This is a genomic window from Lentzea sp. NPDC036949, from assembly GCF_055608075.1.
On record NZ_JBVJRA010000009.1, the window covers coordinates 260,170 to 272,443 of the forward strand.

At 71.5% G+C, this 12,274-nt stretch carries 4 protein-coding genes; 1 reads left to right on the forward strand and 3 read right to left on the reverse strand.

All coding sequences use genetic code 11. From position 1 onward, the window contains the following. Positions 1–95: 95 nt before the first annotated feature. Positions 96–5,795, reverse strand: a complete 5,700-nt coding sequence (locus ACZ7CD_RS25780; RefSeq protein WP_470379836.1) for an SDR family oxidoreductase — start codon at positions 5,793–5,795, stop codon at positions 96–98. Beyond that, positions 5,792–7,309, reverse strand: coding sequence for an acyltransferase domain-containing protein (locus ACZ7CD_RS25785; protein ID WP_470379837.1), 1,518 nt, complete (start codon positions 7,307–7,309; stop codon positions 5,792–5,794). The genes ACZ7CD_RS25780 and ACZ7CD_RS25785 overlap by 4 nt, the downstream gene beginning before the upstream one ends. Before the next feature lie 1,207 nt (positions 7,310–8,516). Between ACZ7CD_RS25785 and ACZ7CD_RS25790 the strand changes: the two genes are divergently transcribed. After that, positions 8,517–11,408, forward strand: coding sequence for a helix-turn-helix transcriptional regulator (locus ACZ7CD_RS25790; RefSeq protein WP_470379838.1), 2,892 nt, complete (start codon positions 8,517–8,519; stop codon positions 11,406–11,408). Between the two features lie 61 nt (positions 11,409–11,469). Here the strand turns inward: ACZ7CD_RS25790 and ACZ7CD_RS25795 are convergent, their stop codons facing one another. Further along, a complete protein-coding gene (locus ACZ7CD_RS25795) occupies positions 11,470–12,255 on the reverse strand; it encodes a thioesterase II family protein (RefSeq protein WP_470379839.1) in 786 nt (261 codons plus the stop codon). Positions 12,256–12,274: the final 19 nt, after the last annotated feature.

Below are 12,274 nucleotides of genomic sequence, written 5' to 3' on the forward strand. Positions count from 1 at the left end.
GCGCGACGACCTCAGCCGCCGGGCCGGTGGGGCCGGGCATCCGGGTCGGGCCGGATGCCGTGACGGCCCCGACCGAGGTGGTCGGGGCGCCACGCTCAGCTGGTGTCGCCGACGTCGAACGTCTCGCAACCGGAGATGCGGATGAGGACCCGGCCGTCCACGTTCACCGCCTCCTCGACGTTCGCGTCGTCGACGTGGATGAGCAGGATTCCGTCCGGGTTGGACTTGCTCACCGCCGCGTCGCTGCCCGTCGCGAAGAACTCGATGCGGTCGATGAAGCGGGGTACCGCCACCAGGTGGACGCCGTTGCCGTCGGTGCGCAGCAACCGGGTCCGGGCCAGTGCGTCCAGCATCACCGTGGGAACCGGCGGGTTCTCCAGGAGTGCGCGGTCGGCTTCGGTGGCGGGCGGGACCAGCACCCAGCGGGAGCTGGTGCCGTCCGGGCCCTCCCTGCCGTCGGTGCTCGCGCGGTAGACCCCGCGCAGGACCACGGCGCTGTCATCGCGGTAGTAGGGGTCCTCCGACGGCCGGTCGGTGACGACGTTCCTGGCGAGCGGCGGGACCGGAAGGGTGCCCAGCACCACGTCGCACGCGAAGTGCTGGCGGTCCGCGCGCAGCACCCGGCCACGCCGGTCCACCACGTCGCTGGTGATCCGGACGTGCACGCGGTCAGGGCCGTCCAGCCGCGCCGTCACCCGGTAGGGGTTGCCCGGCCCGGCCTTCGGCGCGACGAACGCCGAGAACCGCAGGTTCTCCAGGGTGCGGACGGGCAAGCCGGGTACCACCGCGGTCGCCGCTTCGGCCGCGATGGTGGCCAGGCCGGTGCCGTGCATGGTCGGTTTGCCGTTCACCGTGTGGTCGACCAGGAACCCCGCGGTGCGCTCGCCGAGGTCCAGCAGCCACTGGGTGGTGCCGCGGGTGGTGCGGTGCGGGGTGCCGAGCATCCACCGGGTGCGCTCCGGTACCGGGTGCACGAAGCCGGGGAACTGCTCGCCGAAGGTCGCGCGTTCCTTCGCGTTGAGGAACGCCACCAGCGGTTGGGCGACCGACGGCGTGCACAGCTCGGCGGCCAGGTGCCGCACGCCCTCGGCCGGGGCGAGCGGAGCCATGATCCCCGCTCGTTCGTTGTTGCCCTGCATCAGTTCCGATCCGCCCATGCCGATCTCCGCCCAGATCGGCCAGATCAGCGTGCGCTCGTCCGCGCCGCGGACCAGTGCCGCCTGGCGGGCCGCGCCGTGGAGGAAGTCGTTGCCGGGCGCGTAGTCGGTCTCGCCGGGCAGCCCCACGAGGCCGGCCACCGAGCCGAAGTTGCACCACTGGGCGGGCTGGGCGGTGCCGAACGCGGCCTTGAGGTTGCGGTACCCGTCGACCTTGACCCCGCGGACGTGCCGCAGCCCGTCGACCGTCAGCCGGGAGATGTCGCCGCCGTTGTGCAGGCCGGCGCCGTGCACGAGCAGGTCGACGTCCGGGGTGACCTGCCGGATCGTCTCGACGGCCGAGCGGACGGCCTCGGCGTCGGTGAGGTCGCAGGTCAGGTAGTCGACCGCGTCCTCACCGCAGAGCGCGCGCAGTTCCCGCAGGTTCCGCTGCGACTCGCGGGCGTTGAGCAGGCGGTCGAACCGGGCCATGACCTCCCGCACCGTGGCACCGGGGGTGCGGGCGCGTTCGGTCTTGAGGAAGTTCGCCCGCAGGCCGGGAAGTTGCTCGTCGCCCGCGTACAGCAGGTCCTCGGGCACGTCCTGCAGCCGCGACGAGCCCAGCAGCCACAACCGCAACGGCGTCCGGGAGGCGAGCTCCTTCGCGCAGGCCGCCGTGATGCCCCGCGCGCCGCCGGTGACCACGACCACCGACCCCGGCCGCAGCGGCGACACGTTCGAGCTCAGGTCGAGCGGTGCGGGCACCAGCTTGGTGCGCAGCCGCACACCGTCGTGGTGGAGCACCGCCGGGTAGCCGCGGTAGCCGGCCAGTTCCCGGTTCAGGGTGTCCCAGGCGCCGGTCTCCGAGCTGATCACCACGGCCAGCCGCGCCCCGCGGAGGTCCCAGGCGAGGCTGCTGACGATGCCGGTGAACAGGCCGGCGGAGGAGTGCGGGACTCCGCTGCGCAGCTCGTCGACGAGGTGCACGCCGAGCGAGCCACCGGCGTCGATCCGGTCGCGGCAGGACTTCGCCGCGAGGAACAGTGCTTCGTGCGCGCGGAGAGTCCCTTCCGCAACGGTGTCGCCGGGCGCCGGACCACCGGTGGAGGCGAAGAGGCGGACGTGGCTGAACCGGCCAGCGCCCGTCGCGGCGTCGGGGAACTGGGCCTCGACCGGTGCGGTCTCGTCCAGCACGTGGATGTGAGCACCGGACGCGCGCACGTGTGCGGGCACCGACTCCTCGCACCCCGGCTGCACGACGACGAGCCAGTCCGGTCCGGGAGCGGTGGTCCACTCGGCGCCGGAAGCCGGCTCTTCGACGTAGGTGCAGACGTAGCGCTCGTTGCGCGGCGCCGGCCGGGTGGCCCGGTGTGGTGTCAGCACGATCCCGGGCGCCGAAGGGCCGGCACCGATCACGTGGGGGGTATTCCCCAGTCGGGCGAGCTCGCCGACGAGGTCGCACGCGCCGTTGGCACCGAGGTAGTCCAGCGGCCGTGGGGCTCGGGTCCCGGCGCCGCCGGTGGCGACCGAGACCTGGCAGAGCACGGGCCATCCGGCGGCGGCGGCGGTGCTCTCCCGCGCCAGGGCGAACAGGAAGGCGCCTTCGCCGAGGGGGCCGCGACCGAGCAGGGTGCGCAGCTCGTCGGTGCTGTTGCCGTTGAGGCTGAGCACGAGCGCCAGGTCCAGCGCTCCGCCGAGGAGGTGCCGCACCGCCGTCTGGACCGCGTGCGCGGTGGCGTCCGGCCCGGCGTCGGCGAGCTGCACCGCACCGTTGAGGTTGTGGCGGTTGGCGATGCGCGACGCGATGACGTTGCCCATCAGACCGGGCTGGGTGTCCGGGGTGGACTCGGGGGTTCCTGCCCGCACCGCGCGGCCCACGGCTCGCGCGGCCTCCGCGAACTCGTCCGCGTCGAGCTCACCCGGCGTGACGGCGAGCAGGTCGTCGGCGTAGCAGCGCAGCGCCGACTGGTACCAGGACAGGGTCGGTCCGTAGTGCGCGGCGATGACACCGGTGGTCTCCTCGCGGCCTTCCCACAGCTGCCCGTGTTCGACCAGGAAGCGTTCGGCCACGTCCAGCGCCATCAGCTGGGTGCGGTCGATGGCGTCCGACACCGCGGCGGGCAGCCTGCTCACCTTCCACTCCGGCGCCGGGTAGGGCATCGGGAAGGCCGCGTCGTCAGCGGGCGCACGCCCCTCGCCCAGGCGCGTCGCGACTTCGGCCGAGGTCGGCGCACCCGGCAGGTGGGCGCTCCACGCGACCAGGACGACGCGGTCGTCCTTCGCCGGCGGCCGGGAGGTGGGCACGGGCTCGCCGGGGCCGGGCTCGTCACGCAGCAGCAGGTGCCCGTTGGTCCCGCCGAACCCGAACCCGGAGACGCCGACCAGGCGCGGTCCGGCGGGCAGCGGCGTGTCCTGCGCGGGGACGGTGACGTGTTCCGCGGTCGCCGCCGCGCCGGGTCGTGGCCGCTGAGCGGGGACCACACCGTGGCGCAGAGCGAGCAGCGCGTGGATCACCGACACCGCGCCTGCGGCCCACCCCGTGTGCCCGATCAGGGACTTGTTGCTGGTGCACAACACTTCCCGGCCGGCCGCCGACCGGTCCAGCGCGGCCAGCTCGACCTCGTCGCCCGCCCTGGTGCCGGTACCGTGCCCGACCACCCAGACCGGGGCGTGCTCCTGCCCGTGCCCGGCGCGTGCGATCGCCAGTTCCTGCCCGCGGTGGTTGGGGGCGGCGATGGCCTTGCCCCTGCCGTCGGCCGCGGCACCGAACCCCGCCAGCACGCCGAGCACCTGCTGGCCGTCGCGGCGGGCGTCACCCAGCCGGCGCAGCGCCACCACCGCCGCGCCGTCGGAGAAGAGCGTGCCGTCCGCGGAGCCGTCGAACGCGTTGACCGCTCCCCGGTGGCTGAGACCACCGAGCTTGCTGAACAGCACGTTGAACCGCGGGGTGACCATGAAGTAGCCCCCGCACAGCGCCAGGTCGGTGCTGCCTTCCAGCAGGGCGGCCACACCCAGGTCGACGGCGTAGAGCGACGAGGAGCACGCGGTGTCCACGATCGTCACGGGCGTGGTGTCCGGCAGCAGGCCGCGCACGGCGTTGCGGACGACCCCGTCCGGCAGGTGGCTTTCCGGGTTGCCCGCGGCCAGCCGGTAGCGCTCGCGCAGCAGGGAGCGCAGCCGCTCCGCGTCCGGGCCCGCGGGCGTCGGCCAGGCCTCGGCGAGCATGCGGGCGTACCCCTCGACCACCATGGCCTGCTCGAAGTGCTGGTCGCCGTCGGAGCAGGCACCGATGAACAGCGAGGAACGGGACGACGGACCGTCCGGCAACGCCTGCCCCAGGGCGTGGCGCAGCCAGGACGACGACAGGCTGGCGTCGGGAGCGACGTCCTCGTGCCGCCCCATCCGGACGAAGCCCGCGGTGCGCGCGTACGTGCGGTCGCGGTCGCCGGGATCGGCGGCCCAGAAGGTGTCGAGCGGATAGCGGTCCCCCGGTTCGCTGAACGCGGGCTCGCCGGCGCGCAGCAGTTCCCAGAACTGCTCGGGTGACTCCGCACCGGGGACGACCAGTCCCATCCCGACGACGGCAATGGCATCGTCGTCACCCTCACGGCCGGGCGTGGGTTCCGCGGCGCGGCTCGAGGTGCGGGCAGGCGCATTGTCGGAGGCGCGGGTAGGCGCATTGTTGGTGGCGCGAGCGGGCGCACCGTCCGACGTGCGGGCAGGCACATCGTCCGACGTGCGGGTGGGCGTGGTGTCCGAAGCGCGGGCAGGCGCACTGTCGGCGGCGCGAACCGGCACATCGCGAACCGGCACCCCCGACGCGCTGGGCTCGACGACGTCCGCCGTCGGCCGCGGGGCGTCGCCCCACGTGCCCCCGGCGCGGATCAGCGCACCGCCCAGCCGGATCCCGCCGTCGTTGACGACGTTCTCCCCCGTGATCCACGACGCTTCTGGCGAGGCGAGGAAGGCCACGAGCTTCGCGTGTTCCTCGACCGTGCCCAGGCGGCCGAGCGGAGTTCCCGCGACCGTGGCCTCCAGGACCTCTTCACTGCGGGGGAACAACTTCACCGTCTCGCTGACGAGCATTCCCGCGGACGCCATGTTCACCCGGATGCCGTGCGGCCCGAACTCCACGGCCAGGTACTTCGTCAGCTGTTCGAGGGCCCCCTTGCACACCGCCACGCAGCTGTAGTTGTCGATGACGACGCTGGTGCCGATCGAACCCAGGTTCACGATCGCGCCGCCGCGGTCCTTCATGAGCGGGAAGGCGGCACGGCAGCAACGGCGCGGGCCGTGCACGTTGGTGTCGATCGCCCTTTCCCAGTCGCGGTCGGTGAGCACGTGACCGGGCTCGAACACTCCGCGGGCGGCGTTGTTGACCAGCACGTCGAGCCGCCCGTGCCGGCGCGCGACGTCGGCGAACATCTCCTCGACCGCGTCCTGCTTGGCCACGCTGGCCCGCAGGTGCTCCGCGGAACCGCCGTCCGCGAGGATGTCCGCCACGGTCTGCCGCGCGGCGTCGATGTCGTGGAACCAGTTCACGATCACATGGCCGCCACCGCGGGCCAGCTCGCGCGCGATGGCCCGGCCCTGCCCCTTCGAGCCTCCCGTCACCAGGCAGATCCGGTCGGCGAAAGCACCGCTGCGTGGACTGTTCACGCCTTCACCCGCCCGGCACCGAGCTGGGTGAGCAGCTCGGCGATCGACTCCAGGGTGGTGTAGTCGGTGATCCGGATGTCGGCCTCGGGGAGGTCGTACTTCTGGCGGGCGCGCTGGAGCAGCTCGGTCTGCCGGATGGAGTCGATCCCCAGGTCCGCCTCGAGCTCGATGTCGGCTTCGAACACTTCCTCCGGATAGCCGACGGCGGAGGCGTAGAGGGTGCGCAGCTCGTCCACCAAGCCTGGAACGTCCGCGCCCCCGGACGGCGCGGGTTCTGCGGGCTCGGGTGCCGTCGTGGGGACGGCAGCGGCGGGAACCGCGGTGTGCTGCACCTGGTGCGTGCCCGTTCGGGCGGGCTCGACCGGTGCCGCGTCCGCTCGGGCGCTCGTGATCGGCGACCCGTTCGAACCAGCGCCCGCAACCGGCGACCCGTTCGAACCAGCGCTCGCAATGGACGACCCGTTCGAACCGGCCTGCATGACCGACGATCCGTTCGACCCGGCCTGCGCGACCGGCGCCCCGTTCGACGCGGCCTCAGAGCTGGAGGACGTGGCGAACGCGCCACGCAGCTCGTCGAGGGTCCGGCGCTGTCGCAGCGGTGCCGCGGTCTGCACGCCGGGCAGGCACGCACCCACGAGGTCGGTCAGTGCGGCGCGCGCTCCGCACTCGAGGAAGTGCGCGTACCCGTCACCCCGCACCGACACCAGGGCCTGCAGGAAGCCGACCTCCCGTTCGAGGTGGCTGGTCAGGATCTCGCGGCCGTCCTGCTCGGTCTCGACGTAACGGCCCAGCACCGGCGAGTACATCGGCACTCGCGGTGCGCGCACCCGGACCTCGGCCACCTCCGCCTCGAACAACCGGTTCGCCTCCGCCAGCAGCCGGTTGTGGAACGGGTACGGGACGCGCAGGCGCGTCGCTTCGATCCCGAGCAGGCCGGCCAGCGCCGTCAGCCGGTCCAGCGACTCGTGCGGGCCGGAGACCACGACCTGGTCGTACCCGTTGTGGGCAGCGACCGCCAGGCCGCGGTCAGCGAGAGAGCCGACGACAGCGCTCGCCCGCTGTCGTCCGACGCGCAGCGCGACCATTCCTCCCTCGGTGTCGCGCGAGGCGCGCAGCGCACGGTCACGCGCGATCACGAGCCGGACCCCGTCCGCCAGGTCGAGCGCTCCCGCGGCGGTCAGCGCGGCGAACTCGCCGAAGCTGTGACCGATCACGAGAGCCGGTGTGACGCCGGCGAGCTCACGGGCCAGGTCCAGGACCGCCAGTTCGGTGGCGAAGATGGCCAGGCTCAGAGCAGGGACGTCACTGGCCAGCAGCACGTCCAGGGTCGGCGCGTCCGCGCTCTCCAGCAGGGTGGAGATCGTGGGGCCGCCGTGCCGGAGGGAGATCGCGTCCACCTGACCGACAACGGCCGGCAGTGAGCGGTCGGCGCACACGCGTGAAAGACCACCGGGCAGGTACCCGCCCTGTCCCGGGAACAGGAAGACCGGCGAGGAAGACGACGAACAAGACACGATGAGATCCTTAGCGTGGAGCGGGAAAACGGGTTTCAAAGCACCCGGCGGGGGACCGGGGCAGGCTCCGGACGAAGCCAGGAGGTCGCTTGCTCGACAGGATGTCAGTGGTGCGCGTACCGCCACGAGCGCTCGTTCCGGCAGGCGGGACCGGAGCCCTTCGCGCCGTTGACGCCGGGTACTCTCACCGTCGGCTGCCGTCGTTCCAGCCGAGCACACCGGCGAAGATCCCGGCGGCCGGTGCGCACCTGCCGGAAATCGGTGAGCACTGCCCATCGTCGCGCAGAAGGAACTCCTCGGACCGGCGCGATGAATCCTTCCACGGGCCAGGGAGGTGCTGGGGCGGGATCGGGCACCCGCACATCTCCGAATTCTTCACGACGGCGGTGTCGCCGCCGCGTCTGTGTTGCGGCATCCCTGCGGACCACATTCACCGTGCACCACAAAATGGTGAACATCGAGTGACTTGCAGTCTTCTGCCGCACCCTCCGGACGACACCCCACGGGTCGTTCGGCGGCGATTTCTCGGAAGGGGCATCACCCTTCGAACGGCACGCGAATGAGGCTAAACAGCTTCACGACGGCATACCTGCGGAAGTCCACAGGTATGCCGCAGGAGCAGCGATCACCGAAAGACCACAGGCGTTCACCAGCGGTAACGGGGTCGAGGCGCTCCACCCCGAAGGCAGATGAGCTGCGCGCTCACAAGCAGAGAGTGACGCACATCGCCGACAGCCCTCAAGAAGACTACGGATGTCCACAGCACAGACCCGCTGGATTGGTGGTCGCACCCGCCGATCATCCGATGAAGGCCGTCCGACCGGACCACTGACGCGCCTTCCGGTGTCACACCACATCGACGAGCGGGCAGCGGACGAGGCGATCGTTTCACCACAAATACTCATCGGCGGCGCAATTCGTACGGACCCGTTCGAGACCCTACCCGCTTCCTGCCCGATCAGTCCGTCTCGCGGTGTGTGACAAATCTCGGCGCCACTCGCGCCCGGATGTGCAGCCGACGACTGCCCGAACGGGCGTCCGACCGTTCTCACCTGCGACTTCGGCGCCAAGAAGTCTTTTCGACTCAAGGGATCGAGAACTTGACCCGATGGGTACTCATAAAGTGGAATCGATAGCAGGGCGATATGAGCTGATTTGAAGCGAAAGACCACCCGATTGGGCCAGTTGACAACTACGGAGCGCATAAATGGTCGCCGACGCACACCAGCATTCAGGCAGTGCCGAGACGCTCGTCGGTCGCGGCGCGGAGTTGGCACGCATCGTCGATGGTCTTGAATCGGCGAAGCGTGCGACACCCTTCACACTCCTGGTCGAGGGCACGCCCGGCGTCGGCAAGACCGCGTTGCTGGACGTGGCGTGCGAGCTCGCCCGCGAGCGCGGATTCGTCGTCTGGCGTGCGAAGGGCTCGCTGATGGAGCGGGACGTGCCCTTCGCCGTGGCCCAGCAGCTCTTCGAGCACCTGCGCGAGGAGCTGCCGCCTGGCCGGAACGGTGAAAGCACACCTCCTGGGTACGACCTCATCGCCGGGCACCTCACCGCCGAGCGGGATGACGTCGGTGAGCTCGAACTCCAGCGGGCCATCCGGGACCTCTACCGCTTCACGGCCGACTTCGCCCAGCGCGCACCGCTGTGCCTGGTGATCGACGACGTGCAGTGGGCGGACGTCTCGTCGTTGCGCTGGCTGAACTACCTCGTGCACCGCGTCGTCAAGCTCCCGGTCGTCCTGCTGATGACCCGCACACCGGGGATCCAGCCGACCGATCCCCTGCTGATAGCGGAACTGGACATCTACTCCGAGCGCATGAGGCTCGCGTACTTCACCGCGCGCAACATCGCGCAGCTCACCGAGCGGATGCTCGGGCAGACGCCGGACGAGAAGTTCGCGCAGGCCTTCGTCGAGGCCACCGGCGGCTGTCCCACGGTGACGCGGCACATCCTGGGTGTGATGCGGGAAAGATCGGTGCCGCCGGAGGAGAGCGCCGCGAACGACCTGCTGCGCCCCGAATGCGAGAAACTCGGTCAGGTGCTGCTCGCGCGACTCAACCGCCAGTCACCCGAGCTCGTCGAGCTCGCGAAGGCGATCGCGGCCGTGGAGCCGGCGGACCTGGCCCTGCTGACCGCCGTCGTGGACCTCGACACCAGCGAGGCCGCCGATCGGGTGCGGCAGCTGGAAGGCATGGGCGTGCTCACCCCGGACGGCGGGCTGAAGTTCACGCACGCGGTGCTCAAGAACACGATCACGAGCGCGGTCGGGTACCGGGAACGCGAGCAGCTGCACGCCAAGGCCGCGCGGTTCCTGCACTACACGCGGGCACCCGCGGTCGTCGTGGCACGCCACGTCCTGCACACGCCCGCCCAGTCCGGCGCCTGGGCGGTCGAGGTCCTGCGTGCCGCCGCCGACACCGCGATCGCCGACGGCGATGCCCGCTTCGGTGCCCAACTGCTCGCCAGGGCTCTCGACGAGGACCTCTCCACCGCGCAGAGGCAGGACCTGCTGCTGCGGCTCGGTCTGGCCGAGACGTACTTCGACCCGCGGATGGCCGTGGCGCACATCGAGGAGGGGATGATCGGCCTGGACGATCCGCAGGAAATCCTCGCGGCCGCCTGCCGGCTAGCGGAGATCCTCTACTTCGACGGTGCCTACGACAGTGCCAGCGAGGTGCTGCGCCGGGCCATGGAAGAGATCGGGTCCAAGATCCCCGCGGCCGTCGAGTCGATGCGCCTGCTGGAACGGATCACCGTGCCCTCAGGTGACCCGGAGGCCCGGCAGGTGGACTTCCGCGAGTTCGACGAGCAGCAGTGGCGCCGCGGTGACGAGCACGGCCGCAGGCTGGCCGGGCTGATCGCCGAGGACACCAGCAACCGGGGCGTGGAGCTGGCCCTGTGCCGCAAGGCCGCGCTCGCGGCGCTGTCCGGCGGCGCGACCTCCGCGATGCAACACCCGCAACGCCTGTTCGGAGTGATCAACGCCCTGCTGCGCGCCGACGAGGCGGAGCTCGCGATGCGCCACTGCGACGAGGTCCTGCTCGAAGCCCAGCGCCAGGGGCTGTCGTTGATCACCATGCTCGGTCACTCGCTCCGGTCGCGGGCGCACCACCACCACGGGTCCTTCGCCGAGGCCGCCGCGGACGCGGAGCTCGCGTTGTCCGCGGCACGGACCGCGAAGCTCGCCCCTGACCACCTGGGACACGTCTACGCCACCGACGCCTGGGTTCGCGCTCAGCTGGCCCTGGGCGACCTCGACGCGGCGAAGAACGCGCTGGCGCCCTATGGGCGCTCCAGACAACTGCCGCAGACCTGGCACCACACCGCCCTGCTGCACGTCAGAGGCGCTGTGCGCATGGAGCTCGGCGACCACGAGGCAGCGCTCGCCGACCAGCTCGAATGCGGTGAGCGGTTCCTGGCCTGGGATCGGCGCAACCCGGCGGTGCGCCCCTGGCGGTCCTTCGCGGCGCTGGCACACCTGCGGCTCGGACAGCCGCAGCCGGCCCTCGACCTCGCGTTGCAGGAGCTGACCCTGGCACGGGAGTGGGGCGCACCGACCGTGATCGGTCGCGCGCTGCTGACCGTGGGCATCGTGACCGGCGGTTCCGCCGCCGCCCCGTGGCTGGCCGAGGCCGACTCGGTGCTGCGCCGGTCGACCGCGCGGATGCTGCACGCACAGGTGCTGCTCGAACTCGCCGCAACGCGGTGGGAGAAGGGACAGCACGACGCCGCCCGGCAGCACCTCGCGGAAGCGCAGGCACTCGGCCGGCAGTGCGGCGTCGCCGTGCAACCGGGACAACGGCTCGCCGGACTGAGCTCCGCCGCCACCTCGCACACACCGGTGCCGCACCACCCCGAACCGACCAACGCCGCGCCACCCGCTCCCCGGCTCAGCGCGCTCACGCTGACGCCGCACGAGTACCGCATCGCCACACTGGCCCTCGAAGGCAACTCCAACGAAGAGATCGCCCGCGAGCTCAACGTCTCGCGGCGCACCGTCGAGTTCCACCTGACCAACATCTACCGCAAGCTCGGCGTGCGCCGGCGCATCCAGCTGTCCTCCGCACTGGCGGGCCTCGTCCCACGCGCATGACCTGAAAGCAGGGTCACCGGGCACCGCTGTGCGGTGCCCGGTCTGCACGTGGGCGCACCGTTCAGGCGCCTGCGGCTTCGGCTCGGCCGCCGCGGCCGAGCCCGCTGCCGACGTGGAGCTCGCGCCGCACGAGGTCCGCGACGCTCCCCCAGTGGTCCACCGGGAAGAAGTGGCCCCCTGGGAACTTCTCCAGCACGAAGGACCCGGTGGTGTGACGCATCCACGCGCTCGCGTCCGGCAGTGGCACGATCGGGTCCTCGGTGCCGGCCAGAGCGGTGATCGGCGCGGTGATCACCGCGGAAGGCCCGCACCGGTAGGACTCGATCGCCCGGTAGTCGTTGCGCACCACGGGTAGCACCATCGCGCGGAGATCGGCGTTGCTCAGCACGCCCGGTTGGACGCCACCCAGCGCCTCGATCACGGTGACCACGTCGTCGTCGGACATGAGGTGCACACCCGCGTTGCGGTGCAGGTGTGGCGCCGCTCGACCGGACGCGAAGAGGTGCGAGACGGGCACCGAGGCGGCCTCCAGCCGTCGCGCCACCTCGAACGCCACCACGGCGCCCATGCTGTGCCCGAACAGGGCCAGCGGCCGGCTCTTGTCCAGCACCGCGAACACCTCGTCCGCCAGCACGTGCAGGTCGTCGATCGGCTCGTCGCGGAGCCGGTCGAGGCGGCCGGGGTACTGGACCGCCGACAGCTGGACCTCGCCGTCGAGCTCCATGCGGAGCCGGGTGAACCACCCGGCCGATCCGCCCGCGTACGGAAAGCACACGAGCTGCGGGGCTTCCTCGGACGTGGCGCGGAACTTCCGCACCCAGCGGCCGCCCTGAGCAACGTTCGCCATGATCTCCCTCTTCGGGTCT